The 25,713-nt window shown below is 50.1% G+C and carries 25 protein-coding genes, 1 rRNA gene and 1 riboswitch; of the genes, 20 read left to right on the forward strand and 6 right to left on the reverse strand.

Annotated elements, in window-relative coordinates:
• Positions 1 to 41: 41 nt before the first annotated feature.
• The 3 genes from pckA to hslR form a co-directional block, all read right to left on the reverse strand.
• Positions 42 to 1,673, reverse strand: coding sequence for a phosphoenolpyruvate carboxykinase (ATP) (gene pckA, locus MHN01_RS01820; RefSeq protein ID WP_239409777.1), 1,632 nt, complete (start codon positions 1,671 to 1,673; stop codon positions 42 to 44).
• Positions 1,674 to 1,992: 319 nt separating this feature from the next.
• Positions 1,993 to 2,871: an Hsp33 family molecular chaperone HslO gene (gene hslO, locus MHN01_RS01825; RefSeq protein ID WP_239409778.1), complete on the reverse strand. Its 879-nt coding sequence runs from the start codon at positions 2,869 to 2,871 to the stop codon at positions 1,993 to 1,995.
• Positions 2,872 to 2,897: 26 nt separating this feature from the next.
• A complete protein-coding gene (hslR, locus tag MHN01_RS01830) occupies positions 2,898 to 3,305 on the reverse strand; it encodes a ribosome-associated heat shock protein Hsp15 (RefSeq protein WP_075762186.1) in 408 nt (135 codons plus the stop codon).
• Positions 3,306 to 3,590: 285 nt separating this feature from the next.
• Between hslR and gspC the strand changes: the two genes are divergently transcribed.
• The 14 genes from gspC (at position 3,591) to cysQ (ending at position 16,390) form a co-directional block, all read left to right on the forward strand.
• The gene (gene gspC, locus MHN01_RS01835) at positions 3,591 to 4,475 is read left to right on the forward strand and encodes a type II secretion system protein GspC (protein ID WP_239409779.1); all 885 of its coding nucleotides are present in this window, start codon (positions 3,591 to 3,593) and stop codon (positions 4,473 to 4,475) included.
• Positions 4,476 to 4,516: 41 nt separating this feature from the next.
• On the forward strand, positions 4,517 to 6,526 hold the full coding sequence (gene gspD, locus MHN01_RS01840) for a type II secretion system secretin GspD (protein WP_239409780.1): 2,010 nt from the start codon (positions 4,517 to 4,519) through the stop codon (positions 6,524 to 6,526).
• Complete coding sequence (gene gspE, locus MHN01_RS01845) at positions 6,526 to 8,028, forward strand: type II secretion system ATPase GspE (protein ID WP_239409781.1); 1,503 nt, start codon at positions 6,526 to 6,528, stop codon at positions 8,026 to 8,028. Before gspD ends, gspE begins: the two co-directional genes overlap by 1 nt.
• Positions 8,029 to 8,031: 3 nt before the next feature.
• Positions 8,032 to 9,252, forward strand: coding sequence for a type II secretion system inner membrane protein GspF (gene gspF, locus MHN01_RS01850; RefSeq protein ID WP_239409782.1), 1,221 nt, complete (start codon positions 8,032 to 8,034; stop codon positions 9,250 to 9,252).
• A 24-nt stretch (positions 9,253 to 9,276) separates the two neighbouring features.
• Positions 9,277 to 9,711, forward strand: coding sequence for a type II secretion system major pseudopilin GspG (gene gspG / locus MHN01_RS01855; RefSeq protein ID WP_239409783.1), 435 nt, complete (start codon positions 9,277 to 9,279; stop codon positions 9,709 to 9,711).
• Positions 9,712 to 9,738: 27 nt separating this feature from the next.
• A complete protein-coding gene (gene gspH, locus MHN01_RS01860; protein ID WP_239409784.1) occupies positions 9,739 to 10,329 on the forward strand; it encodes a type II secretion system minor pseudopilin GspH in 591 nt (196 codons plus the stop codon).
• Positions 10,326 to 10,688: a type II secretion system minor pseudopilin GspI gene (gene gspI / locus MHN01_RS01865; RefSeq protein WP_239409785.1), complete on the forward strand. Its 363-nt coding sequence runs from the start codon at positions 10,326 to 10,328 to the stop codon at positions 10,686 to 10,688. Before gspH ends, gspI begins: the two co-directional genes overlap by 4 nt.
• Complete coding sequence (gene gspJ / locus MHN01_RS01870; protein WP_239409786.1) at positions 10,675 to 11,346, forward strand: type II secretion system minor pseudopilin GspJ; 672 nt, start codon at positions 10,675 to 10,677, stop codon at positions 11,344 to 11,346. Before gspI ends, gspJ begins: the two co-directional genes overlap by 14 nt.
• Entirely contained in the window at positions 11,346 to 12,353 is a 1,008-nt protein-coding gene (gene gspK / locus MHN01_RS01875) for a type II secretion system minor pseudopilin GspK (RefSeq protein ID WP_239409787.1), read from the forward strand. Before gspJ ends, gspK begins: the two co-directional genes overlap by 1 nt.
• Positions 12,322 to 13,605: a type II secretion system protein GspL gene (gene gspL, locus MHN01_RS01880; protein WP_239409788.1), complete on the forward strand. Its 1,284-nt coding sequence runs from the start codon at positions 12,322 to 12,324 to the stop codon at positions 13,603 to 13,605. Before gspK ends, gspL begins: the two co-directional genes overlap by 32 nt.
• Positions 13,602 to 14,078: a type II secretion system protein M gene (locus MHN01_RS01885; protein WP_239409789.1), complete on the forward strand. Its 477-nt coding sequence runs from the start codon at positions 13,602 to 13,604 to the stop codon at positions 14,076 to 14,078. The genes gspL and MHN01_RS01885 overlap by 4 nt, the downstream gene beginning before the upstream one ends.
• A gap of 2 nt (positions 14,079 to 14,080) precedes the next feature.
• The gene (locus MHN01_RS01890; RefSeq protein ID WP_239409790.1) at positions 14,081 to 14,839 is read left to right on the forward strand and encodes a type II secretion system protein N; all 759 of its coding nucleotides are present in this window, start codon (positions 14,081 to 14,083) and stop codon (positions 14,837 to 14,839) included.
• Between the two features lie 156 nt (positions 14,840 to 14,995).
• Positions 14,996 to 15,547 carry an ADP compounds hydrolase NudE gene (gene nudE / locus MHN01_RS01895; RefSeq protein ID WP_160655873.1) on the forward strand — a complete coding sequence of 184 codons (552 nt, stop codon included), beginning with the start codon at positions 14,996 to 14,998 and terminating at the stop codon, positions 15,545 to 15,547.
• A 9-nt stretch (positions 15,548 to 15,556) separates the two neighbouring features.
• Positions 15,557 to 16,390 carry a 3'(2'),5'-bisphosphate nucleotidase CysQ gene (gene cysQ / locus MHN01_RS01900; RefSeq protein WP_239409791.1) on the forward strand — a complete coding sequence of 278 codons (834 nt, stop codon included), beginning with the start codon at positions 15,557 to 15,559 and terminating at the stop codon, positions 16,388 to 16,390.
• A gap of 54 nt (positions 16,391 to 16,444) precedes the next feature.
• Here the strand turns inward: cysQ and sthA are convergent, their stop codons facing one another.
• On the reverse strand, positions 16,445 to 17,860 hold the full coding sequence (gene sthA / locus MHN01_RS01905) for a Si-specific NAD(P)(+) transhydrogenase (RefSeq protein ID WP_239409792.1): 1,416 nt from the start codon (positions 17,858 to 17,860) through the stop codon (positions 16,445 to 16,447).
• A 324-nt stretch (positions 17,861 to 18,184) separates the two neighbouring features.
• Here sthA and fabR point away from each other — a divergent pair, with 324 nt between their 5' ends.
• Positions 18,185 to 18,817 carry an HTH-type transcriptional repressor FabR gene (gene fabR / locus MHN01_RS01910; protein ID WP_075762200.1) on the forward strand — a complete coding sequence of 211 codons (633 nt, stop codon included), beginning with the start codon at positions 18,185 to 18,187 and terminating at the stop codon, positions 18,815 to 18,817.
• 23 nt (positions 18,818 to 18,840) lie between these two features.
• On the forward strand, positions 18,841 to 19,209 hold the full coding sequence (locus tag MHN01_RS01915) for a YijD family membrane protein (RefSeq protein WP_239409793.1): 369 nt from the start codon (positions 18,841 to 18,843) through the stop codon (positions 19,207 to 19,209).
• 88 nt (positions 19,210 to 19,297) lie between these two features.
• Here MHN01_RS01915 and trmA read toward each other — a convergent pair whose 3' ends face one another.
• Positions 19,298 to 20,404 carry a tRNA (uridine(54)-C5)-methyltransferase TrmA gene (gene trmA, locus MHN01_RS01920; protein WP_239409794.1) on the reverse strand — a complete coding sequence of 369 codons (1,107 nt, stop codon included), beginning with the start codon at positions 20,402 to 20,404 and terminating at the stop codon, positions 19,298 to 19,300.
• 148 nt (positions 20,405 to 20,552) lie between these two features.
• A riboswitch (cobalamin riboswitch) is annotated at positions 20,553 to 20,779 on the forward strand.
• Positions 20,780 to 20,818: 39 nt separating this feature from the next.
• On the opposite strand from trmA, the gene MHN01_RS01925 reads away from it, so the two are divergent.
• The 3 genes from MHN01_RS01925 (at position 20,819) to murI (ending at position 24,204) form a co-directional block, all read left to right on the forward strand.
• Positions 20,819 to 22,618, forward strand: a complete 1,800-nt coding sequence (locus tag MHN01_RS01925; protein ID WP_239409795.1) for a TonB-dependent receptor domain-containing protein — start codon at positions 20,819 to 20,821, stop codon at positions 22,616 to 22,618.
• A 41-nt stretch (positions 22,619 to 22,659) separates the two neighbouring features.
• Positions 22,660 to 23,325 (forward strand): adenine nucleotide alpha hydrolase, encoded by a 666-nt coding sequence (locus tag MHN01_RS01930; RefSeq protein WP_239409796.1) that lies wholly within the window; start codon positions 22,660 to 22,662, stop codon positions 23,323 to 23,325.
• Between the two features lie 84 nt (positions 23,326 to 23,409).
• A complete protein-coding gene (murI, locus tag MHN01_RS01935) occupies positions 23,410 to 24,204 on the forward strand; it encodes a glutamate racemase (protein ID WP_239409798.1) in 795 nt (264 codons plus the stop codon).
• Here the strand turns inward: murI and MHN01_RS01940 are convergent.
• A complete protein-coding gene (locus MHN01_RS01940; RefSeq protein WP_239409797.1) occupies positions 24,173 to 24,628 on the reverse strand; it encodes an RNA-binding protein in 456 nt (151 codons plus the stop codon). The genes murI and MHN01_RS01940 overlap by 32 nt on opposite strands.
• A gap of 457 nt (positions 24,629 to 25,085) precedes the next feature.
• On the opposite strand from MHN01_RS01940, the gene MHN01_RS01945 reads away from it, so the two are divergent.
• Positions 25,086 to 25,713: ribosomal RNA gene (locus MHN01_RS01945) — 16S ribosomal RNA — on the forward strand; the annotation flags it as partial.

Consider the following 25,713-nt stretch of genomic DNA (forward strand, 5'->3'; position numbering starts at 1 on the left):
CCTCGAAAGAGGGGCTTGAGGTGTCGGGCACTAACCCTGGATTAGTCTAGCTGCGGGCCGGCGGCAACCAATGCTGCGCCTTCGTCATTATCAGTGTACTTGTCGAAGTTATTGATAAAGCGCTCGGCCAGATCTTTCGCCTTGCTTTCCCACTGTAGTGGATCTGTGTAGGTATCGCGAGGGTCAAGGATTGCCGGATCAACGCCTGGCAGTGCAGTCGGTACTTCCAGGTTGAAGATTGGCACCTGCTTGGTTTCGGCTGTATCGATAGAACCGTCAAGGATGGCATCGATAATACCGCGGGTATCCTGAATCGAGATACGCTTGCCAGTACCGTTCCAACCAGTGTTGACCAGGTAAGCTTCGGCGCCAGCGGCTTCCATACGCTTAACCAGTACTTCGGCATACTTGGTTGGGTGCAGTGTCAGGAAGGCATTACCGAAACAGGCCGAGAAGGTTGGCGTTGGCTCGGTGATACCACGCTCAGTACCGGCCAGCTTGGCTGTAAAGCCAGACAGGAAGTGGTACTTGGTTTGCTCCGGCGTCAACTTGGATACCGGAGGCAGTACGCCGAATGCATCCGCAGACAGGAAGATCACCTTGTTGGCATGGCCGCCTTTAGACACCGGCTTGACGATATTTTCGATGTGATAGATCGGGTAAGAAACACGCGTATTTTCAGTCTTCGAGTTGTCATCGAAGTCAATCGCGCCATCGGCACGAACGGTAACATTCTCTAGCAGGGCATCACGGCGGATCGCATTGTAGATGTCTGGCTCAGCTTCCTTAGACAGGTTGATGGTTTTCGCGTAGCAGCCGCCTTCGAAGTTGAATACGCCGTTGTCATCCCAGCCGTGCTCGTCATCACCGATCAGGGCGCGTTTAGGATCGGTAGACAGGGTTGTTTTACCGGTGCCAGACAGGCCGAAGAAGACAGCCACATCGCCATTTTCACCCATGTTGGCAGAACAGTGCATGGAAGCGATGTCTTTCAGCGGCAGGAAGTAGTTCATCATGGCGAACATACCTTTCTTCATTTCGCCGCCGTACCAAGTACCGCCAATCAGCTGCATTTTTTCGGTCAGGTTGAAAACAGTAAAGTTTTCAGAGTTCATTTCGTGCTCTTCCCATTTCTGGTTGGTGCACTTCGCCCCGTTCATGACAACGAAGTCAGGCTCGAAAGTTTCCAGCTCTTCCTCGCTTGGGCGGATAAACATGTTTTTCACGAAGTGTGCCTGCCAGGCAACTTCGGTGATAACACGGATGCATAGTCGGGTATCAGGGTTGGCACCACAGTAACCGTCAATAACAAACAGGCGTTTGCCAGAAAGCTGACCGGTGACAAGCTCTTTCAGATCGTTCCACGCTTCCAGACCAATGCTCTTATTATCGTTTTTGCCTTGGTCTGCCCACCATAGGGTATCTTTGGTGGTGTCATCTTTGACGATGAATTTATCTTTTGGCGAGCGGCCAGTGAAAATACCTGTGTCAACAGAAACGGCGCCCAGCTCTGTTACGATACCTCTTTCATATCCTTCCAGCTCTGGTTTGGTCTCCTCTTCGAACAGAACTTCGTAAGACGGGTTACGAACTATTTCTGTAACATTTTTGATACCGTATTTAGATAGATCCATATTTTTTGCAACCTTTTTTTCGACGTTCATGACAGTCATAGGTGCTCCTTGGGTAAGATGTTGTTTAACTGTTGACCATGCTAGCAACCCTAAAGGGGTAATTCAGGGAGGTTTATCAAAAATTAACCATTGAAAAGTTACGACTAAGTAAAAGTTATAGGGAAATTGTAGGTGTGTATTTTACAGTGATGTGAAACGTTTGCGCCAGCTCCCAAAATTAATATTTCTCTTGAAAAAAGCGGGAGTTAGCGTGTTATTGAGTTTCAGTTGAGCGGGAAAAAGTGTGCTTCAGTTAAAAAAAGAGCCGGAATAAATCCGGCTCTTGTAACTAACTTTCAGAGTTAATGCGAGATGATAATTAATGCACCTGATTGCGGTTACTTTCTGGTGCATTTTCGAACAATGCTGCCACGTCAATGCTATCAAAGTCATAGCTGGTGCCGCAGTAGTCACAGTGCAGTGATACCTTGCCTTCTTCGGCAACAATGCGATCTACTTCACTACGCTCAATTGAGCAGATCGCCGAGGCGCTGCGCTCGCGAGAACAGCCACAGTGGAACGCTACTTCTTGCGGCTCGAACAACTGGACAGTTTCCTGGTGGTACAGGCGGTAGAGGACATCCTGGGCTTCGAGTGTGAACAGCTCTTCGTTCTTCACGGTTTCGGTCAATTGCTCCAGGTGCTCGAAGTCTTCGTCGCTGCCCTGGTCGTCTGGAAGAACCTGCAACAGCATGCCTGCCGCTTTTGGCTGGCCTTCAATCTCGCCGGTACGCAGCCAGATGCGAGTCTTCAACTGCTCCGAGCTTTCGAAGTAACCTTCCAGGCAGCTTGCCAGGCTGTCACCTTCCAGGCCGACAACGCCCTGGTAGCGCTCACCCTTGTTCGGCGTGATGGTAATGACCAGATGGCCCTTGCCCATAAGATCATGGATATTGCCGGTCGACGGCACGTCGCCATCCCAGCGCGCCACTCCACGCAGCTTCTGATCGTGATCGCCGTTGATCACAGCCAGCTTCACCGGGCCGTCACCCTGCAGCTGAACGGTGATCGAGCCTTCGAACTTCAGCGTTGCAGTGAGCAGGCTGGTGGCGACAAGCAGTTCACCCAGCAGAGTCTGGACCGGAGCCGGGTATTCCTTGCTGGAAATGATTTGCTGATATGTCTCGTTCAGCTGAACAAGTTCACCACGTACAGATACACCGTCAAACAGGTAACGGTACAGACTATCGTTTGTCATCTTTTATATACTCCAGCAGGTAAAATTTAGTTACTGCTCTTAAACTTAATTATATTGCGTCGCTGTTTTTTATCAGGACGCTTGTCAGGGCTCGGGCTGCCGAAGGCATTGAGCTTGCGCATTTGGGCATGCTGTTCACGCTGTTTGATACTTTCAGCGGTTTCCTGATAAAGCGTTTGTGCTTCGGGAGCGCCCCGGCGGTTGTCGGACAGTTTGGCTATGATGATGGTTTTCTCATCACTGCCTTGTCTCAGGCGAATTTCCGCGCCGACCTCGACCAATTTGCTTGGCTTGGAGCGCTGGCCGTTATAGTGCACTTTGCCGCCGTCAATCATGTTACGGGCGATTGAGCGGGTTTTGTAAAACCGGGCGGCCCATAGCCATTTATCGAGGCGTACCTGGAGGGTGCCGGAATCTGATGATTGCTGTCCCATAACGTGCTCCTTACCCACAACGGGCGCTAAAAATACCACAATGCAATAACAGCGTCAGCTCTACTAAATGGTGATATGAGATCGTATTTTCAACAGCAAATGGAGAATAAATCGCTCATAATAGCTAGTCTATTGAAACTAGATGTATTTTTTCCGTGATTTGTTTTGGTATATTGAACCTTTTTGAGAGCAAATTACTGCCGTTTTCTTCACTAACGGGTATTCTATTGATAGCCGACCGATAATTCATCGGCATTATTAATCCCAAGGATAATGGATTTCAACATGGTTGCAGCAAATTGGTTGGGAACGCTTCAGACTAAGCGCCCGATGTCAGTCACGACACTCACCCGGATATTAACCTGGCTGTTGGTCGTGTTGCTGGCATGGATCTTGGGCCGTCTGGTGTGGTCGGTTATCCAGCCAGCGACGGCTCCCTCCCAGTGGCAGGCGCAAACTGTTTCTGTCTCGTCAGCGAACCGCTCGGGATTTCAGGTGTCTGATGTACTGGGAATGAATCTATTCGGCCGTTATCAACAAAATGCGCCGGTAGTCAAAAAAGAGCCGGTAAAACAGGATGCGCCGGAAACACGCCTTAACCTGACTCTGGTTGGAGTAGTGGCAAGTTCTAACCCGCAAACCAGCCTGGCGGTTATTACCCACCGCGGCAAACAGAATACGTACGGGCTGAACGAAGCGATCGAGGGAACTCGGGCGACGTTGCAGGCCGTTTACGCTGACCGGGTGATCATTCGTAACAGTGGTCGTGATGAAACCCTGATGCTTGACGGGATCAAATTTAGCAAGAGCCAGCCGCGCCAGGTGCCGGTGAAAGCGGCACCTGAATCCTCAGCACCTTCTTCGCAGTTGGGCAGAATTAAGCAGGAGATCCTCGAAAAACCGCAGACCCTGTTTAGCTATATTCGTCTGTCGCAGGTCAAGCGCGACGGCCAGCTGGCGGGTTACCGGGTCAATCCGGGTAAAGAGCGGGCGCTTTTCGATTCGGTAGGACTGAAGGCCAACGATCTGGCTGTGAGCCTAAACGGAAATGATCTCACCGATCCTGCCGTTATGGCGAAGCTTTGGACGGAGCTATCGCAGGCAACCGACTTTACCTTGACGGTAGAACGTGAAGGCCAGTTACACGATATTTATATTGAGTTGCGCTAGTGGCTGACAGGCAACAACGCGACATAAAGCAGGAGTTTTTTGTGAAAAAATGGATGGGTAAACGTGCCCTGTTGCTGGCCGGGAGTTTGTTGTGCAGCTCCGCACTGGCAAATGACTTTAGTGCCAGCTTCAAAGGAACCGATATTCAGGAATTCATTAATATTGTTGGGCGCAATCTGCAGAAAACGATCATTGTTGACCCTGCTGTTCGCGGTCAGGTAAATGTTCGCAGTTATGATTTGCTAAATGACGAGCAGTATTATCAGTTTTTCCTCAATGTACTGGAAGTCTACGGTTTCGCCGTTGTCGAAATGGATAACGGGGTGCTGAAGGTCATTCGTGACAAGGATGCGAAGATTTCAGCTATTCCTGTGGTCGGTAGCAAAGATCAGATCAAGGGCGATCAGGTGGTCACTCGCGTCATTGCCGTTCGCAATGTCTCGGTCCGTGAGCTGTCTCCGCTGCTTCGCCAGCTCAATGACAATGCCGGTGCGGGTAACGTGGTGCACTATGACCCGGCCAACATTATTATGATCACCGGCCGTGCGGCGGTGGTAAACCGTCTGGCCGAAATCATCGAGCGTGTTGACCGTGCCGGCGACAAAGAGATCGATGTCGTCGAGCTAAACAACGCCTCGGCCGCGGAAATGGTACGTATTGTTGATGCGCTCAATAAGTCTGCTGATTCCAAGTCAACACCGCAGTTCCTACAGCCGAAATTGGTCGCCGACGAGCGAACCAATGCGGTATTGCTATCGGGCGATCCTAAGGTGCGTAATCGCCTCAAACGCCTGATCCGTCAGCTCGACAAGGAAATGGCTACCTCGGGCAATAACCGGGTTGTGTACCTCAAGTATGCCAATGCCGAAGAAATGGTAGATGTGCTGAAAGGGGTGTCGGACAACCTGCAGGCCGAAAAGCAAGGCGGCAGCAAGAAAACCTCCGGTAGCAACGCCGAAGTGATGATCTCGGCCCATGTCGATACCAACTCCCTGATCCTGACAGCGCCGCCAGATATCATGCGCGCACTGGAAAACATCATCGCGCAGCTGGATATTCGTCGAGCCCAGGTACTGATTGAGGCGATGATCGTTGAGTTGGCCGAAGGTGACGGAGTTAACTTCGGTGTTCAGTGGGGATCATTGGATGGCGGTGTTATCCAGTTTGGTAACTCCGGTATTCCAATTTCCCAATATGCGATTGGCTTGAAAGAAGCTGAGGATGTACCAGGCTCCACTGTAATTAACTCTGACGGTACAACTACAGTTAATGAAGCAACTCAGGGTGATTATAGTACCTTGGGCAGTGTGCTGGGTGGCGTAAATGGTGCTGCCCTGGGTATCGTGATGGGTGACTGGACTGCGCTGGTGAATGCCGTTGCCTCGGATCGCAACTCAAACATCTTGTCTTCGCCGAGTATAACGGTAATGGATAACGGCGAGGCATCATTTATCGTCGGTGAGGAGGTACCGGTCGTGACCGGCTCGACCTCCAGTTCGAATAACGACAACCCGTTCCAGACCGTCGAGCGTAAGGAAGTCGGGATCAAACTGAATGTGGTGCCGCAGATCAACGAAGGTGACTCTGTCCAGCTGAAAATCGAGCAGGAAGTATCCAATGTCCTTGGTGCTGAAGGGGCGGTCGACGTGCGTTTCTCCAAGCGCCAGCTAACCACTTCTGTATTGGTACAGGATGGTCAGATGATTGCGTTGGGCGGCCTGATCCAGGAGCAGGTGGACGAAAGCGAACAGAAAATTCCAATCTTGGGCGACATCCCTATTCTCGGTCACCTGTTTAAGTCGACCAATACCACCAAGGCCAAAACCAACCTGATGGTATTTATCAAGCCGACTATTATTCGCGATGGTGTTACCGCAGACGGTATTACCCAGCGCAAATACAATTACATCCGTGCCGAGCAGCTCTACCGTGCTGATAAAGGTCTGCGCCTGATGCCTGATACCCAGACGCCGGTATTGCCGAAGTACGGTGAAGATATTTCGCTGCCGCCGGAAGTGCGTGCCTTCGTTGCCCAGTTGGAGACGAAGTAATGGATGCCGATAATCCGGTGACGGCACTTCAGCCTTTATTCCGGTTGCCATTTTCCTTTGCCAAGCGCCACCGGGTGGTGCTGGAGTCAGACGAGCAGGGTTGGGTTCTGTTCTATAGTGGCCAACTGACAGCACCTGTGCTGGCGGAAGTTCGCCGGGTTGCCGGTGGGGCGTTCATTCCGCAAGCGCTCAGCGACAAAGAGTTCGAGCTTAAGCTGACGGATGCCTATCAGCGCGACTCGTCGGAAGCCCGTCAGCTGATGGAGGATCTGGGCTCTGACAGTGATGACTTCTTCTCGCTGGCTGAAGAGCTGCCGGAGACCGAAGACTTGCTGGAGTCCGAAGATGATGCCCCGATCATCAAGTTGATCAATGCGATGCTGGCAGAGGCTATCAAAGAAGCGGCGTCGGATATTCATATCGAGACCTTTGAGAAAGTGCTGTCTATTCGCTTTCGGGTTGACGGCGTGTTACGCGAAGTACTGCAGCCGAGCCGTAAGTTGGCCCCGTTGTTGGTCTCGCGGATCAAGGTCATGGCTAGGCTCGATATTGCCGAGAAACGGGTCCCGCAGGATGGCCGTATCTCGTTGCGTATCGGTGGCCGGGCCGTCGATGTACGTGTTTCGACAATGCCGTCGTCACACGGTGAGCGGGTGGTGTTGCGTCTGCTTGACAAGAATGCAACCCGACTAGATCTGCATAGCTTGGGAATGACACCTGGCAACCATAAAAATTTCCAGCATATTATTCAGCGTCCGCACGGGATCATTTTGGTTACCGGGCCGACAGGTTCGGGTAAGTCGACCACCCTGTATGCGGGTCTGCAGGAGCTGAACGGCCAGGAGCGTAATATCCTGACTGTCGAAGATCCGATTGAATTTGATATTGACGGTATCGGCCAGACCCAGGTTAACGCCAAGGTGGATATGACCTTTGCCCGTGGCCTGAGAGCGATTTTGCGTCAGGACCCGGATGTCGTCATGGTCGGGGAAATCCGAGACCTGGAAACGGCCTCGATTGCCGTGCAGGCCTCGCTGACCGGTCACATGGTGCTATCTACCCTGCACACCAATACCGCTGTTGGTGCCATCACCCGTTTGCGGGACATGGGGATTGAGCCGTTTTTGGTGTCGTCTTCCCTGTTGGGTGTACTGGCCCAGCGTCTGGTGCGGACACTGTGTAAAAGCTGCCGTGAGCCTTATGAAGCGGATGCCGAGCAGAAGAAGCTGTTTGGTCTGTCCGAGTTTGAACCACTGACACTATACCGTGCCGTGGGCTGTGAAACCTGTAATAACAAGGGGTACCGGGGACGAACCGGTATTCATGAGCTGTTGTTGATTGATGACAACGTGCAGGAGCTGATCCATGCCGAAGTCGGTGAGCTGGCGATTGAAAAAGCCATTCGGGCACATACGCCTAGTATTCGTGATGACGGTCTGGCAAAAGTGAAGGCAGGTGTCACCACCCTTGAAGAAGTGATGCGAGTCACCAGGGAGGGGTAACAGATGGCTGCGTTTGAATACAAGGCGCTTGATAGTAAGGGACGGCAGAAAAAAGGCGTACTGGAGGGTGATACAGCCCGGCAGATACGCCAGCAACTGCGGGAGCAGGGGCTGATCCCGATTGATGTCGTCCAGGCCCATGAGCGGGAGAAGAAGAAAGCCAGTGGTGGCTTCCAGTTACGCCGTGGGATCAGTACTACCGAGTTGTCGCTGATCACCCGCCAACTGGCAACCTTGGTGCAGGCCTCGATGCCGCTGGAAGAATGCCTCAAGGCGGTTGCCGAACAGAGTGAAAAGCCACGGCTGAAGAATATGCTGCTGGCGGTTCGCTCACGGGTTGTAGAGGGTTATACCCTGTCAGATAGCATGGCTGAGTATCCCCATATCTTTGATCAGCTGTTTCGCGCTATGGTGGCTGCCGGTGAGAAATCCGGCCATCTTGATACGGTATTGAACCGCCTGGCGGACTATACCGAAAACCGCCAGCAGATGCGGAGCAAGCTGCAGCAGGCAATGATTTACCCGACCATGCTTACCTTGGTCGCGGTAAGTGTTGTGGCCTTCTTGCTGGCAACCGTGGTACCCAAGATTGTCGATCAGTTTGTCCAGATGGGTCAGCAGCTACCGACCATTACCGAGGTGCTGCTGGCGGCCAGTAATTTCGTTCAGAACTGGGGAGTGGTTGTCCTAATCGCGATTGTCAGCATGGTTATGCTGCTCAAGGCGGCACTGAGGAAACCGGACTTTCGCTTGCGATGGGACCGCTGGGTCATGGGACTGCCTGTGATCGGCAAGGTTGCCCGCGGCCTGAATACCTCGCGTTTTGCCCGTACCCTGTCAATTTGTACATCCAGTGCGATTCCGCTGCTTGACGGCATGAAGGTCGCCTCGGATGTGATGACCAATACCTGGGTCAATAAGCAGGTGCTTGAAGCGGCCGATAAGGTTCGCGAAGGTGCAAGCCTACGTGTTTCCCTCGAACAAACCAAGCTCTTTCCGCCAATGATGCTGCATATGATCGCCAGTGGCGAGCGCAGTGGTGAGCTAGAGCAAATGCTAACCCGGGCTGCCGACAACCAGGATCGTGACTTTGAGTCTCTGGTGAATATGGCTCTGGGTATTTTTGAACCCTTACTAATCGTCGCCATGGCCGGCATCGTGATGTTTATCGTGATTGCCACCCTGATGCCGATTATTGCTTTGAACAACATGGTTGGCATGTAGTTTTTTTCTTTGGAGGTCTTTTCAATGCAACGCAAACAACGCGGCTTTACGCTGCTGGAAGTGATGGTAGTTATTGTTATCTTGGGTGTGCTAGCCAGTTTGGTTGTTCCGAATCTGTTAGGTAACAAAGAGAAAGCCGATCAGCAGAAAGTGGTTACTGACATTAGTGCACTGGAGCAGGCGCTGGATATGTACAAGCTGGACAACAGTGTCTACCCGAATACCGATCAGGGGTTGGATGCTTTGGTGACCAAGCCGTCATCAAGCCCGGAACCTCGTAACTATCGTGACGGTGGTTATATCAAACGTCTGCCAAAAGACCCATGGGGCAATGACTATAACTACGTGATGCCGGGGGAAAATGGTGCTGTGGATATCTTCAGCCTGGGTGCTGACGGTCAGGACGGTGGCGAAGGCGTGAATACCGATATCGGTAACTGGAACATGCTGGACTTCTAAGCGCTGATCGACTCAGAGACGAATTGAATGAAGAAACGTGCAGCAGGTTTTACCTTAATTGAAATTCTACTGGTGCTGGTATTGCTTGCAACCAGTGCGGTGGCGGTGATCGTTACATTGCCGGAGAGTCAGGAAGACAAGGTAAAAGAAGAGGCTGCACGTTTTCATCATTTGATTCAGCTATTGGGCGAGGATGCCCTGCTTAACGGCATCGACTATGGCGTCCGGATCGAGCGAAATCGTTATCAGTTTCTTCAGCTAACCAGTCAAGACTGGCAACCTATACAGGAGTCTCGCTTTTTCACTGAGGTTGAAATGGACGAGGACATTAAGCTGATAGTCGAAATCGGCGGCTATTCTTGGCAGGACAAGGATCGCTTGTTCAAACCGGGTTCGCTGTTCGACGAAGACTTGTTTGCTGAGCAAACTGACAAGAAGAAAATTAAGCCGCCGCAAGTGGTTGTGATGGCCAGCGGTGAATACACCCCTTTTAGCCTTGAGTTCGAGGTCGACGGGGAAAATCAGTTCTGGCGGGTTCAGGCTGACGAGCTGGGGCAGCTGTTTTTGCTGGCTCCAGGGGAAACAGTCGAAAGCCAGACAGAAAGGACGACGCGATGAAAAAGGGAAATCGCGGCATGACCTTGCTTGAAGTCCTGGTCGCACTGGCCGTATTTGCTACAGCGGCACTCAGTGTGATGAAGGCTGTCAGCCAGCATCTCAATACATTGGGTTATTTGGAAGAGAAAACCTTTGCTGCCATGGTGGCAGATAACGAGCTGACGAAAATGCGTCTGTCCGGCCAGATCCCGACAACAGAAAAAAAGGGCAAATCAGAGCTGGCCGGGCGCGAGTGGTACTGGTCAATCAAAAGCACCAAGACGGCCGATGGCTTTCTGCGGGCATTGGATGTAACAGTTGCCACCGATCAGGCAAGAAAACAGTCGGTTGTGACGCTGAGAACTTATGTTGAAAATTAACCGACACAATCTATCGACGAAGACGAAAATGATGCGACAGCAAGGTTTTACGTTGCTGGAGGTACTAGTTGCTATTGCCGTCTTTGCGATGTTGAGCCTTTCGGCCTATCAGGTCATGAGCGGGGTTCAGACCAGTGACCAACAGTCCCGGGAGCACAATGCCCGATTGCAGGAAATTCAGCGTGCCATGGTCATGATGGATAATGACTTTCGTCAGGTTGTTGCCAGAAAAACGCGAAACCAGGGGGAGAAGGCCAGCGACAAGCTGCTGCTTACTGGCGAGTACCTGCTTGACTCGTCGAGTCACGGCATCATGTTCACCCGCACTGGTTGGCAAAACCCTCAGCAGATGTTTCCCCGGGGAGAGAATGTCCGGGTTGGGTACCGCATTATCGAAGATACCCTTGAGCGGGTATGGTTTCGCTACCCGGATACCGTGGTCGGTAGCGAGCCGCTGACTCGTCAGGTACTGGCGGGCGTGACCAAGCTGTCTTTTCGCTTCTACAGTAATAAAAAGTGGCAGGAGGCATGGAGCGAGGGCGGAGCCCTGCCTGAAGGCATTATGGTGCAGATGACACTGGAAGACTTTGGCGAGATTGAACGGGTCTATATGCTACCGATCTCTGCACTGAGTGCTGACGATAAGGAGAGCAGTTGATGAGACAGCAAAAAGGGGTTGCTCTGATTGTTGTGCTGATGCTGCTGGCCCTGATGACCTTGCTGGCAGCCCAGATGAGCGAGCGGTTGCAGCTTAATTTCTACCGGGTAGAAAACCAGGTGCAGAACCAGCAGGCCTATTGGTATGCGCTGGGTATGGAAGAGCTTGGCAAGGTCGCCATTCAGCAGGGGATTGATGATAGCGATACGGTGAACCTCAGTCAGGCCTGGGCCACGCAGGGCCAGCGCTACCCGCTTGATGGTGGTGAGGCGATCGGTGATATCGTCGACAGGCAGGCTTGTTTTAATCTCAATGCCTTGTCCGGGCTGCCGCTGGAGGCGGATCGCACCAAGAAGCCATTTTTGGTTCGAGTCCTGCAGTCTGTCTTGGAAGAGGCGGGTGTCGAAAACTATGACGCCGAAGTGATTGCAGATTCGAGTTGGGAATTTGTCGATCCGGCCGAGGCGATTAATTCAGCCTTTGGGGCTGGTGACAGTACCTATGAAGGCTTTCAGCCACCGTATTTGCCGCCTAGCGATTTTATGGCCGACGTTAGCGAGTTTCGGGCCGTTAACGGCGTGAGTGCTCAGATATATCGCAAAGTGAAACCGCTGTTGTGTGCCATTCCAACAACCGACATGAAGCTTAATGTCAATACTCTTTATGAGCACCAGGCTGCCTTGCTGGTAGGTTTGTTTGCACCGGAGCTGTCTTTATCGGATGCCCAGAAACTGATCGCCGATCGCCCTTATGATGGCTGGCAGAAGCCCGATGATTTTATGGCCGAGGCCACGATTGCCCGCCTGGGAGACGAGGTGAAAAAACAAGCCAAAGAATATTTGGCCGTGAGCAGCGATTATTTTCAATTGGATACAGAAATTCTGGTCGATAGATCCAGGGTTAGATTAGTGGCCTTGCTTAAACGTGACGGTCAAGAAAAGGTGACTGTAATACGTCGCCGTTATGGAGGAATCAGTGAGCGAATTTCTGACGATAAGGCTAAGTAGCCGGCCTGAACAGCCGGTGCAATGGCTGGTCTGGTCGCCACAGCAGAAAGAAGTGATTGCATCCGGTCAGCTGGCTGATCTCGGGCAGTTAAACGAACTGACTGAATATGCTGCCCAGCGCCAGGTCTTTGCACTGATCCCGGCTGGAGATGTGCTGTTGACCGAAGTGGCAATCCCTACCGGAAGTGGGCGGCAGCTAGCCTCTGTACTGCCATACCTGCTGGAAGAAGAGTTGGCCCAGGATGTCGACGCATTGCATGTTCACCTGCTTAAACGCGAAGGTGATACTGCCCATGTTGCGGTGGTTGAGCACCGTAAGGTTCAGGCGTGGCTAAGCGCCTTGGATGACGCTGGCATAGAAGTGAAAAAGCTGCTGCCTGATTGCCTGTGCCTGCCGCTGTTTAGTGACAGCTACAGTGCTGCCGAGCTGGAAGGCCAGTGGTTGATCCGCCAGGCGGAAACCTTGGGAGTATGTGCCGAGGCTTCGTGGCTCGATGCTTGGCTGCTTGCTCAGAAAATGCCGATTACAGCGACTGACTCGATTGGTGATGATAGTGAGTCCCCAACCGCTGAAGGTGCTGTTGCCGGGCAGGATGCAGACACAGTGCAGCCATTGCTTATTCGTCACTATACACCGGCACCGGCAAAGGTGTCGGGCAAATGGCAGGCGGAAACGCCAGAGCTGGTGATGCAGTTGTTGGCATTGGGCGCAGAAGCGAGCAAGGTTAATTTGCTCTCTGGTGCATACAAACAGCAACCGGCATGGCGAAAGTATCTCAAGCCATGGCGTAAAGTCGCGATTGCTGCAGGCTTGGTCTTAGTGGCCCTTGTTGGTGAACATATCGTTTCGGTCCAGCGGATGGAAGCCCAGGCTGCTGTCTATAAGGCAGAAAGTGAGCGTATTTTCCGCCAGGTATTGCCTCAGTATAAACGCATACCGTCTCAGAGTTACCTCAAGCGGCAGATGAACAGTGAACTGGCTCGTCTGGGAGGAGCTGGCAGCGAAGACGGACTGCTGCGTTGGTTGGCTCAGCTCAAGCCGGCACTAAGTAAAATTCCTCAGTTGAGTGTTCAAAATTTGAAATATGATCAGAACCGTGCCGAATTGCGCTTTCAGGCAAGTTCAGCAGAGTTCCAGCATTTTGAGCAGTTGCGTACGCTACTGGCTGAACAGTTCGAGGTGCAACAAGGCCAGCTTAACAAGGAAGGCAATCAGGTGACCGGTTCGGTGGTACTAAGGAGAAAATCATGAATGCATGGTGGAAGGCCTTAAGTGCCCGAGAACAGCGTTTGGTGCTCGGTGGTGGCGGGGCCTTGATTATTGCAGTGCTCTACTGGGGCCTGTGGCAGCCATTGGCCAACCGTGCCGAGATGGCCGAGCGACGGTTGCAGACCGAACGTCAGCTGCTGAGCTGGGTGTCGACGAAAGCTGATGAGATCACAACGCTTCGTGGCCAGTCGGGCTCTACGGGGGCGATCAGCAATAAAGGGCTTAACCAGGTGGTTAATGAAACTACACGTCGATTTCGAATCGAACTTATTCGAATGCAGCCCCGAAGCGAAGCCGTTCAGGTGTGGGTTAAGCCGTTGCCGTTTAATACATTGGTTAACTGGCTGGCTTTTCTCAAGGAAGAACATGGGATTGATGCCCAGTTCCTGGACGTATCAAAAGCAGATAGCGCCGGTATGGTAGAAGTGGGTCGTTTACAGCTGGGCCGAGGATAGTAGTGAAGTATAAGTTAGGGTTAGGTGTCACCTTTGGCGCCGTGTTAATGACGAGCCTGGTTGCTCATGTGCCTGCCAGTTGGGTCTGGCAGCAGGTTCCGCCAGTCAGAGGCCTGAATATATCAGGTCTTAGCGGAACACCATGGCAGGGAATGGCATCACAGGTTCAGTGGCAGGGAAAAAATTATGGCCGCTTGCAGTGGGATATGGCTTCGCTGTCGCTGCTGTCAGGAAAAGCTGTTTTCAATGTCCGCTTTGGTCAGGGAAGTGACATGAACATTAATGGCCGTGGTATTGTCGGCTATAGTACCAGCGGACCATTTGCAGAAAATTTGTTGGTATCCATGCCTGCCCAGCAGGTCATGAAGTTTGCCCGGGTACCGCTTCCTGTTACCGTTGCAGGTAATCTGGAGCTGACATTGCGGGATTATCAGTATCAGGCACCTTACTGTTCTGTTTTGAAAGGCTCACTGGCTTGGACGGCTGGTAATGTCAGTTCACCGATGGGAGGCCTCAATCCTGGTCCGGTGATAGCTGATCTCAACTGTGAGCAAGGCAAGGTTGCAGCTGATTTAGCTCAGTCATCGGCCGATGTATCGAGTGAATGGCAGGCTGTGTTGGCAACCGATCACCGTTATACCTTGAGCGGTTGGTTTAAACCTGGAGCCGAATTTCCCGCTCAGCTTAGCCAGCAGCTTAAATGGTTGGGTAACCCGGATCCTAAGGGCCGCTACAAAATTAGCTATAATGGACGCCTTTAATAGTTGAGTAATTCACTCAACTTAACGCTTTCCCTAAAATTTACTTTATTTCGCCTGGCTATTGCCCTTAAATAGCTAATACCCTGTGGCAGATGATCCGCTTGCACAAGCTTGCTATCAGCCAGTAGGGCTAAGATGATGATACAGGACACTGGCATGGCTGCGGACAAGAATAAACCTGAAATACTGGCAACGAAAGTGGTTGCCCAATCCCGACTCTTCAAAGTTGAATCGCTTGATTTGCGTTTTTCTAATGGTGTCGAGCGTACCTATGAGCGAATGAAGCCCAGCGGGCGACATGCAGTCTTGGTCGTTCCTGTGACCGCCGAAGGTGATTTACTGTTGATCAGGGAGTATTCAGCAGGGACAGAGCAATATGAGCTAGGCTTCCCAAAGGGACTTATTGACCCGGGTGAAGAGGCGGCAGAGGCAGCGAACCGCGAGCTGAAAGAAGAAATCGGCTTCGGGGCCCGCCAGTTGGTTCCGCTGAAAGAGGTGGTACTGGCTCCGTCCTATTTTTCCAGCCGGATGACGCTGTTTCTGGCTCAGGACCTTTACCCTGAGCAGTTAGAAGGTGACGAGCCGGAGCCGCTGGAAATTGTTCGCTGGCCTGTGAGTCAGGCTGAAGAGCTGCTGCATCATCTCGATTTTGCTGAAGCCCGCAGTATTACTGCGCTTTTTCTCGCATTAAACCATTTATCCCAGTAGGAACGAGTTATGGATTTATCGAACCTATTACCTTCAGTGATCGAGATTGCCCGAGCTTCCGGGCAGGTGATCCTCGATATTTATCAGCGTGGCCAGTTTGAAAAACAGATTAAAACGGACAATACCCCGGTAACCAGTGCGGATTTGGCGGCGCATAAGCTGGTGGTTGCAAAGCTGGCGGAGCTGACGCCGGATATTCCTGTCCTTTCTGAGGAAGATGCGGAAATCCCGCTGGTTGAGCGAAGCCAATGGCAGCGTTATTGGCTGGTGGATCCGCTGGACGGTACCCAGGAGTTCATTGCGGGCAGTGGCGATTTTGCGACAATCATTGCCCTGGTCGAAAATAACACCCCGGTGATGGGGGTTGTCTATGCGCCGGTATCTGGTGTGGCCTATTATGCCTATCATGGCAAGGGAGCATGGAAGGTGACGGCTGAAGGTGAAACTGTCCGTATCTCTACCCATAAACATGAGCTGCCTGCTCAGTCTATCGCTGTGGCAATCAGCCGTCGCCAGGATATCAGTGCCATCACCAACCGTCTCGATCCCTCCCTGAACTATGACTTGGTCCCATTAGGCTCAGCGGCGCTTAAGTCATGCCTGGTGGCTGAAGGCACGGTCGATTGTTACTTACGCCTGGGGCCAACCGGGGAGTGGGATACCGCCGCGACGCAATGTATTGTCGAAGAAGCGGGTGGGCGTATTTTGAATACTCATTTGACGGCGCTGTCCTACAACGAGCGAGATACGCTGGAGAACCCGAACTTTATTACTTTGGGTGATGAAACATTGCCGTGGTCGACTATCCTGACGCCAGACAATCGGCTGATGGACAGTCAGTAACGTTTTGTTGAGATGAAATAAACGGAGCCTCGGCTCCGTTTTTGTGCTTAGGGATTAAAATAACCGATTTAGTCCGTTGAGAGCTGCAACACGGTAGGCTTCGGCCATGGTCGGATAGTTGAATGTCGTGTTGACGAAATAGTCGATGGTGTTGCCTTCGCCTTTTTGCTCCATTATTGCTTGTCCGATATGAATGATCTCGGCCGCACGTTCACCGAAGCAGTGGATCCCCAGGATCTCTTTGGTTTCGCGGTGAAACAGAATTTTCAGGCTGCCGACTTCGGTACCGGCAATTTGTGCTCGGGCCAGATGCTTGAACTGCGAGCGTCCGACTTCGTAAGGTACTTTTTCTGCCGTCAGCTCTTGTTCGGTTTTCCCGACAGAGCTGATCTCCGGAATGGTATAAATTCCCGTAGGAATATGGTCGATCAGCTGACCTTGCGCTTCTCCGTTGGAAATTGCCTGTGCGACGAAGCGTCCCTGATCATAGGCGGCACTGGCCAGGCTCGGGTAACCAATCACATCGCCGACGGCATAGACGTGTTCAACATCGGTACGGTAGTTCTGGTTGACTTTCAGCTGTCCGCGAGAGTCCGGTGTCAGGCCTACTTTGCCCAAGGCGAGGCGGTCGGTATTGCCGGTTCGGCCATTGGCATACAATAGGCAGTCGGCCCGCATTTTCTTGCCGGACTGCAGATGAAGGACCACCCCGTCTTCGGTTCCTTCGATGCGCTCGTAGGTTTCACCGTTGCGGATCATTGCCCCACTGTTCCATAAGTGATAGGACAGCGAGTCGGAGATTTCATTGTCGAGAAACTCCAGTAGTCGGTCACGGGTATTGATCAAATCGACCTTGACGCCGAGCCCTCTGAAAATTGAGGCATACTCACTGCCGATAACACCGGCACCATAAATGATGATATGGCGTGGGTCGTGCTTGAGCTGCAAAATGGAGTCGCTATCGTAGACCCGGGAATGGCTGAAGTCGACATCTGCAGGTTGATAGGGGCGCGAGCCTGTTGCAATTACGAATTTATCGGCACTGTAATAATCATGGCTGCCGTCTGCCGTTTTGACTTTTACAGTGTGGGTGTCTGTAAAGCTCGCCTCGCCAAAGATAATGGAGCATTGGTTACGGTCATAAAACCCCTGGCGCATTCGGGTCTGTTTGTTGACGACATCTTGGGCATGGCCGAGGATCTGGCTGAAGGTACTGTGCAGGGTAGAGTTGTTTTTGCAGTATAGCGGGTTCTGATTATATTCAATGATCCGGCTGACGGCATGGCGTAAGGCTTTTGAAGGAATGGTTCCCCAGTGCGTACAGCCGCCGCCAACGCTTTCTTCCCGTTCAATGATAGCCACATTGAAGCCTGCCTTGGTGAGCCCCATGGCAGCCCCTTCACCGCCGGGACCACTGCCAATGATAATGGCGTCAAAGTGCTGGGCATTCTTTTTTTTTGATTGGGTCATTGTTCAGGCCTTTCTTATCATCCGTGCAACATTGCTGTCGCTATAGTTTAACTTTTTCCGGAAGTAGGTAGAATAAACGGGTGATGATAGATAGGTAATGATCACGTTGTCGGAGCATAAACGCGGTGAAAACGAGACGTAGCCTGCCCGTGAAGTAAGCCTGCGACTTTGTGAGCCAGTAGTGAAAAGTAACAATTACTGCTTTGATTCAGCTCTTATCAGGAATTACTATGTTCTGATTGCTGCGAAATAGCGATTCTCGCTGAAGTAGCTATCAAAAAAGCGTATAGTTGCACAAAAAGCTTAAAGAGAAACAACAGGTTCATGGGTATCAGAGCTCAGCAAAAAGAAAAAACCCGGCGTTCACTTATTGATGCTGCATTTAATCAGCTAAGTGCAGAACGAAGCTTTTCGAATCTTAGTTTGCGTGAAGTGGCGCGTGAGGCAGGTATTGCACCCACTTCCTTCTATCGTCATTTTAAGGATATGGATGAGCTTGGTTTGACTATGGTTGACGAGGGTGGTTTGATCCTTCGTCAGTTGATGCGTCAGGCTCGTCAACGCATTGCCGAAGAAGGCAGTGTGATCCGGACCTCTGTCGAAACTTTTATGGAATTTATTGAAAGTAGCCCGAACGTATTCAGGTTACTTTTACGCGAGCGTTCAGGAACTTCCCCCGCGTTTCGTGCGGCTGTTGCTCGGGAAATACAGCACTTTGTGGCTGAGTTGACCGAGTATCTTGAGGCCAAAACCGGCGTTACTCATGACGAGGCCTTCACTCAGGCTGAGGCATCTGTAACGTTGGTATTCAGCTCCGGTGCGGAAGCGCTGGATTTGGATAGCCATGCTCGTGCCGAGCATGCTGAAAGACTGATCATGCAGTTACGAATGATTGCAAAGGGTGCCTATTGGTATCGTAAAGAGCGTGAGCGTCGTGAGCTCAGGCAGAAACTCTAACTTTATTTTGTTGGTGAAAGTATATGAACAAGGAACAAGTAAAAGCTGAACGTAAAACATTGCTTCTATCTTTGTTAGCAGGCCTGTGTGGCAATGCTACGTTAGCAGTACTCACATCAAGCGCGGTGTCGTTTTCAGTTTTCCCTGTTATTGCATTCGGTCTGGCAGTGTACTGCCTGTATCAGGAATACCTGAGCAAGCCGATGTCTGAAGGTACACCGTCGGTTGCCTTTGCCTGCTTCCTGGCGGGTGCTTTTGGTTATTCTGGTTTCCTACGTTCATTCGTACCAGATATGGGTTCTAGCTACCTACCGCTGATTATCACTCTGGGCCTGTTGTTCTGGGTGGTTTACAAGCTGGGTGTGATGTCACCAAGACCGAAAGAGGCATAAGCCTAAGGTTTTTGTTTACGAAAAAAGGCGCCTCGGCGCCTTTTTTAATGCCTGCTTCCCGGCTCAATAGAGCGAGAAGAGTAAGTTGTTATTTGCGCTCAAGCAAAACACCAGCTTCCATATGATGGGTATATGGGAATTGGTCGAACAGGGCAAACCGGGTAATTCGGTGTGTTTCAGCCAAGATGTCCAGGTTATCTTTCAGCGTATCCGGGTTGCACGAGATATACATGATACGGTCATAGCCCTGCACCATACGGCAGGTACCTTCATCCATTCCCGAGCGCGGTGGATCAACAAAGATTGTGTTGCAGTTATAGCTCTGCAAATCGATGTCCTGATCTTTCAGGCGGCGAAACTCTCGCTTGCCTTCCATTGCATCGGTAAAGTCTTCGGCAGACATACGGATGATCTGTACGTTATCGATGTTGTTAACCGCAATATTGTATTGGGCAGAGTCGACCGATGGCTTGGCGAGCTCCGTGGCCAACACGCGCTCGAAGTTCTGTGCCAGTGCCAGCGAAAAGTTACCGTTGCCGCAATAGAGCTCCAGCAGATCACCCTCACTGTCCTGGGTACAGTCAACGGCCCATTCCAGCATCTTTTGCGCCACTTCACCGTTAGGCTGGGTAAAGCTGTTTTCGACTTGCTTGTAGGTCAGGGTGCGCTCGTTAACCTTCAGCTTTTCAATCACGAAGTCCTGATCCAATACGATTTTTTGCTTGCGGGCCCGGCCAATGAAGTTGAGGTTGAAGCCTTCGTCATTCAGGCTTTGTTTCAATGCTTTGGCTTCGGCTACCCATTGATCGTCAAGCTGACGGTGATACAGCATAGAAACCAGAATTTCGCCGCTAAGGGTAGAGAGGAAATCAACCTGGAATAGTTTATGGCGCAGCGCCTTGACAGGCTTAAGGGCATCAACCAGCAATGGCATTAAATCATTGATCAGGCGGCTGGCAGCAGGAAATTGATCGACGCGGTATTTTTCACGAGTTTCCTGGTTGAACATGATGTAGAACAGGTCTTCGCCTTCGTGCCAAACACGGAACTCGGCACGCATGCGGTAATGTTCTGCAGGAGAGGCGAACACCTCAAGCTCAGGGGTTTCAAAATCTGCAAAGATATTTTGAATACGCTCTGCTTTTTCATCTAGCTGGGGTTGATACTCAGCTGGATTGATTGCGGTGGATGCCATCGTGTGTGCCTCAAACTGCTCAAATTAAGAGCGCAGATTTTATTGCATTACTGACCGATGTCCAGTGTTGTTGCTGATAAAAGTGTAGTGGGAAACGATTCGTCATATGCCATAACAAACAAAACTAGACATTCTTCAAAATGATAACTAGCATTCGCTTTGCGCTGGTTAGCCTGAACACAGGCCGGGAACACGGTGGGAATCCGTGACTGACGCGCAGCGGTGATAGAGAACGAAAGCACATGGACGTAAAAGTTCCGAACACTGCTTCTGCATGCTGTGCAATACAGTTATTGAAGTGGGAAGTTGTTGCCTTAGGTGGTTGTCCAACCAAGCTCTTAAGTCCGAAGACCAACCAGTGTACCAAGCAGATTATCTGCTTCGTAATAAACGCGACTTAAGGTATCCATAAAAATGAAAAAAACGCTTTTAGCAGTGGCGTTGGCCCCGCTGTGTCTTCAAAGTCAGGCTTTTGCAGAAGAAAGTACATCAGATGAAGTCATGGTTGTGACGGCCAACCGTTTTGAACAGCCAGCAGGAAATGTGTTGGCTTCACTTGATGTTGTTACCAGAGAACAGATCCAGCAAGTCCAAGCCAAGTCCCTTGTTGAGGTCATTCGTTATTTGCCTGGGGTGCAAGTTGACATGAGTGGTGGTCGTGGACAGAAGACCTCGGTATTTATCCGTGGTACGGAAAGTTCACACACGCTAGTGCTTTTGGACGGAGTACGTATTAATTCTGCAACAGCTGGCGGTTATGATTTTTCGGGTATTCCGGCTGCAGTGATTGAACGAGTTGAGTTGATTCGCGGCCCTCGAGCGGCAATTTATGGTGCCGATGCAATTGGTGGTGTAATCAATATCATAACTGTGCCAGATCATTATGATACCCAACATGAGCTACTAGCTGGTGTAGGTGGAGATGGTTATTATCAGGGAGCATGGCGCTCTGTTGGGGAAATCAACGATAAAACTGTTGGTCAAGTAACCATAAATACTGAGTATACAGATGGTTATAACATCAAAGAAGGCAGCTCAGTTGATAGCGGAGATGAGTATGGTTATAAAACGAAGGATTTGGTTGCTAGGTTGAGCCATCAGTTTAGTGATGTGTTGGGTGCTAACTTTAGTGCGCTTTATAATGACGGTTATTCTCAGTATGACTCTTTTGGGTCTTTAAATCGTACAGAACAAGATGTATATCAACTGACTGCTGAAGGTGTTTATTCTTCAGAGCTTTTGCATAGTAGCTTGCGCTTTAGCAAATATAAGAATGATGCCACGAGTTTTCCTGAATCATCGCCAGCATCGATAAGTCAGTTTGTAACCAAACGAGAAAGCTTTAACTGGTTGAATACGTTTGAACCTGTTTCTGGATGGGTTTTAAGTGCGGGCCTTGACTATGAAAATGAATCTGTTGATGGCACAACGAACTATACGGATGATTCAAGAATAAATAAGGCCGCTTTTGTCACAACTACAGCACAAGTGAAAGCTTTTATTCTTGATGCAAGTGTTCGTCACGATGATAACGAAAGCTATGGCAATAATAATACTTGGTCACTTGCGTTAGGGTGGCAGTTTACAGACGATATGCGCATTTTTGGTAGTCATGGTACCGCGTTTAAGGCACCAACATTTAATGACCTGTACTACCCAGGTAGCGGTAACCCTAACTTGAAGCCTCAAGAATCCCAATCAAGTGAGGTTGGAGTTCAGGGGAATCATGAACTAGTATCTTGGCGAGTGAGTTTCTATGACTCTGAAGTGGATAACATGATTATTTATTATCCACCGACATGGATTCCTGAGAATGTAGATGCTGATATTAAGGGTGTGGAATTTGATGCTCAGTTTGAAACAGGTATCATTTCCCACGAATTGAGCCTCGGCTATGCAGATCCTAAAGATTCGAAAGGCTTGCAACTGGCTCGCCGGGCTAAAGAGACGGCAAGTTGGAAAGGCAGTTACTTTGGTGATGATTGGGACTCTACATTAGGCTTGCGATATCAAGGTGAGCGTTATTCTGATCCTAGTAATTTGGAGCACTTACCAGGTTATGTTGTTTGGGAGTTAGCTGCTAATTACTCAGTGACAGAGCAATGGAAGGTTTCAGGCCGTATCGATAACTTGTTTGATAAAGATTATTCGACAGGTAAAGATTATAAGGCTCAGGATCGTATCTGGTATTTGCAGACTACTTATCAATTCTAATCATATGGAGAGAGGTTGCCCAGATGCAGCCTCTCTATTTAATGAAACCTCTAAAAACTATTGTTAGCTGGTCCTCCGGTAAGGACTCAACCCTCACCCTTATTAAGCTACTCAATGATCCCAAGTTTGAGGTTGTCGGCTTATATACCACTTACCTTGAAGATGAAGTGCCCTTTCAGGCTACACCGATCGAAGTTGTCAGGCAGCAGGCGAAGCTTGTTGGTTTGCCGTTAGTCGCTATCGAGTTGCCCGAAGTCTTTCCCGCCAATGATATATACCAATCTTTGGTTGTTGAGGGACTACGGACAAGTGGACTAGAGATAGAGGCCGTTGCTTTTGGTGATATGTTCTGCAACGGTATTGCCGAATACCGTAGAAGCTATATTGAACCGGCAGGCTGGCAATGTGTCTTTCCATTACTAGGCCGTGACAGTAAAGAGTTGGCTCAGGAAATACTAGAAAGTGGTATCAAAACCTTGATAACAACAGTCGATACCTCCCAACTAGATGGTAGCTATTGTGGTAACTGGTATACGGCTGAGTTTATTGCCAGTTTGCCAGATAATATTGACCCCTGTGGTGAAGACGGAGAGTTTCATACGTTAGTCGTGAGAGCCCCTTGTTTTTCGGGTGAGTTAGCGATTAGCAAAACGGACTGTGAAAGACAGGAAAGATTCCACTATCAACGATACTTTCTTTTGAACTAATCATTCTCTTTCAACGGGTATTTTTTATCTGCAGCAGTTCGAAGTATGATGAGCGCCCTGATGTCGATTTTCGGTGAGTAGTAAATAGTGAAACGGGTGCTTATTTTTGATTCTGGTGTTGGTGGACTATCGGTTTACCAGGAAATCTATGCCCAGCTACCTGGTTTTCAGTATGTTTATGCTTTCGATGATGCTGCATTTCCATATGGTGAACTACTCGAGAATGTATTAATCGAGCGTACTCAGCATATAGTGTCTCTTTTGGTTGAGCGTCATTCGATTGATCTAGTCGTCATTGCCTGCAATACCGCAAGTACAGTTGTACTGCCGTCACTGCGCAAGAACTTAACGATTCCGGTTGTCGGGGTTGTTCCTGCTATTAAACCCGCAGCGCTCATCAGTAAGCAAAAAGCAATTGGTCTGCTGGCAACACCAGCTACCGTAAAGCGCGACTATACTAATAAGCTGGTGGAACAGTTTGCCAGTGATTGTGAAGTTTTTCGTATTGGGTCAACCAGGCTTGTCGAAATGGCTGAAGAGAAACTGCGTGGTAAGGCTGTATCAATCACGGAATTGGCAGAGATCCTCCATCCTTGGCAGGATAAAGTAGATAGCATCGTGCTTGGTTGCACTCATTTTCCGCTAATCAAACAAGAAATCGCAGTCGCTTTTGGTTCGCCAGTGCATATCATTGATTCCGGCCTTGCGATTGCAAATCGAGTGAAGGCATTGCTAGGTGAACAGGCGACAGCCTCTTCTGCTTCAATTTTGAATCTTACATACAACAGTGCCGCGAACAATCATGTCGCGGCACTGAATCGTAGTTTGCAAGAGATGCAGTTGGAGGCTATTCAGTCTCTGTGCTATCCGAAGATTTAGGTTCGTTGGCTTCTCGTACTTTCAGAGTGCGCTGTCCATACTCTTTGTTGTTGAGCTGTTCAATGGCGGTATCGGCATCATTACTGTTCATTACAACAAAACCAAACCCGCGACGTTTACCTGTACGCTTATCTTTCATAAGGCGTACAGCAAATACTTCACCATGTTCGGCAAATAGTTTTTTCACTTCATTCTCATTGGCACGATAGGGCAGGTTGCCGACATAGAGGGTTTTGCTGCTTTGAGAAGCATCTGAATTATTGATTGATGGTTGAGTGTTTTCTAGATGATTAATGGCTACAACAGCCGTAATGACACCTAAAGCAAAGGAGATACCGGGAGAAAAAGGAAGAAAGCTAAAAACTAAAGCCCCGATAATGGCGATAGCGCCTATTGCTATCATGGTTTGTTTGGAAAATTTCATATTCAAAGCTACATCGTCATAAATATTATAAGAGAAGGCGTTATTGGTTATTTTAACAACAGAGTCACATCGATATTACTTTCATTGACTTGGAATTGCTAGTTAGTGAATGTGACGATCCTCTAATGTTGAAATTAGAGGCTTTTACATCACATTAGTTGAAATATTCGTCAGGCGGTGATTTTTTTGCAAAAAACACTTGTCAGAGCGATCGAAGTCTCTATAATGCCGCCTCACCGACACGGAGCACGGCGACTTAAGCCAGCAACGTATCGGATTTGTTCTTTAACAATTTGACCATGCAATCTGTGTGGGCACTCGTGAAATGATTAGTCAAAAGATTTATCAATGAAGCTGAGTGACCAATGATACTTTTAGTATCCACAGTCAATTCATTCATTACTTCGGTAGTGAATTAACAGTATTCATTGAGCCGGTCGCAAGACCAACAAAACTTTAATTGAAGAGTTTGATCATGGCTCAGATTGAACGCTGGCGGCAGGCCTAACACATGCAAGTCGAGCGGCAGCGACATGATAGAAGCTTCGGTGGAAATTATGGGCGGCGAGCGGCGGACGGGTGAGTAATGCCTGGGAATATGCCCTGATGTGGGGGATAACCATTGGAAACGATGGCTAATACCGCATAATCTCTTCGGAGCAAAGAGGGGGACCTTCGGGCCTCTCGCGTCAGGATTAGCCCAGGTGGGATTAGCTAGTTGGTGGGGTAACGGCTCACCAAGGCGACGATCCCTAGCTGGTCTGAGAGGATGATCAGCCACACTGGAACTGAGACACGGTCCAGACTCCTACGGGAGGCAGCAGTGGGGAATATTGCACAATGGGGGAAACCCTGATGCAGCCATGCCGCGTGTGTGAAGAAGGCCTTCGGGTTGTAAAGCACTTTCAGCAGTGAGGAAGGGGTTATCGTTAATAGCGGTAATCTTTGACGTTAGCTGCAGAAGAAGCACCGGCTAACTCCGTGCCAGCAGCCGCGGTAATACGGAGGGTGCGAGCGTTAATCGGAATTACTGGGCGTAAAGCGCATGCAGGCGGTCTGTTAAGCAAGATGTGAAAGCCCGGGGC

It is taken from the genome of Photobacterium sp. OFAV2-7 (genome assembly GCF_022347985.1).
Classification (GTDB): Bacteria; Pseudomonadota; Gammaproteobacteria; order Enterobacterales; family Vibrionaceae; genus Photobacterium.

Coding starts and splice junctions, on each gene's coding strand:
- trmA (WP_239409794.1), bottom strand. CDS start 20,404: ATGGCATCCACCGCAATCAATCCAGCTGAGTATCAACCCCAGCTAGAT.
- gspF (WP_239409782.1), top strand. CDS start 8,032: ATGGCTGCGTTTGAATACAAGGCGCTTGATAGTAAGGGACGGCAGAAA.
- gspH (WP_239409784.1), top strand. CDS start 9,739: ATGAAGAAACGTGCAGCAGGTTTTACCTTAATTGAAATTCTACTGGTG.
- gspJ (WP_239409786.1), top strand. CDS start 10,675: ATGTTGAAAATTAACCGACACAATCTATCGACGAAGACGAAAATGATG.
- MHN01_RS01885 (WP_239409789.1), top strand. CDS start 13,602: ATGAATGCATGGTGGAAGGCCTTAAGTGCCCGAGAACAGCGTTTGGTG.
- MHN01_RS01930 (WP_239409796.1), top strand. CDS start 22,660: ATGAAACCTCTAAAAACTATTGTTAGCTGGTCCTCCGGTAAGGACTCA.
- nudE (WP_160655873.1), top strand. CDS start 14,996: ATGGCTGCGGACAAGAATAAACCTGAAATACTGGCAACGAAAGTGGTT.
- MHN01_RS01940 (WP_239409797.1), bottom strand. CDS start 24,628: ATGAAATTTTCCAAACAAACCATGATAGCAATAGGCGCTATCGCCATT.
- MHN01_RS01925 (WP_239409795.1), top strand. CDS start 20,819: ATGAAAAAAACGCTTTTAGCAGTGGCGTTGGCCCCGCTGTGTCTTCAA.
- sthA (WP_239409792.1), bottom strand. CDS start 17,860: ATGACCCAATCAAAAAAAAAGAATGCCCAGCACTTTGACGCCATTATC.
- gspC (WP_239409779.1), top strand. CDS start 3,591: ATGGTTGCAGCAAATTGGTTGGGAACGCTTCAGACTAAGCGCCCGATG.
- gspE (WP_239409781.1), top strand. CDS start 6,526: ATGGATGCCGATAATCCGGTGACGGCACTTCAGCCTTTATTCCGGTTG.
- gspI (WP_239409785.1), top strand. CDS start 10,326: ATGAAAAAGGGAAATCGCGGCATGACCTTGCTTGAAGTCCTGGTCGCA.
- gspG (WP_239409783.1), top strand. CDS start 9,277: ATGCAACGCAAACAACGCGGCTTTACGCTGCTGGAAGTGATGGTAGTT.
- fabR (WP_075762200.1), top strand. CDS start 18,185: ATGGGTATCAGAGCTCAGCAAAAAGAAAAAACCCGGCGTTCACTTATT.
- MHN01_RS01915 (WP_239409793.1), top strand. CDS start 18,841: ATGAACAAGGAACAAGTAAAAGCTGAACGTAAAACATTGCTTCTATCT.
- hslR (WP_075762186.1), bottom strand. CDS start 3,305: ATGGGACAGCAATCATCAGATTCCGGCACCCTCCAGGTACGCCTCGAT.
- pckA (WP_239409777.1), bottom strand. CDS start 1,673: ATGACTGTCATGAACGTCGAAAAAAAGGTTGCAAAAAATATGGATCTA.
- gspK (WP_239409787.1), top strand. CDS start 11,346: ATGAGACAGCAAAAAGGGGTTGCTCTGATTGTTGTGCTGATGCTGCTG.
- hslO (WP_239409778.1), bottom strand. CDS start 2,871: ATGACAAACGATAGTCTGTACCGTTACCTGTTTGACGGTGTATCTGTA.
- cysQ (WP_239409791.1), top strand. CDS start 15,557: ATGGATTTATCGAACCTATTACCTTCAGTGATCGAGATTGCCCGAGCT.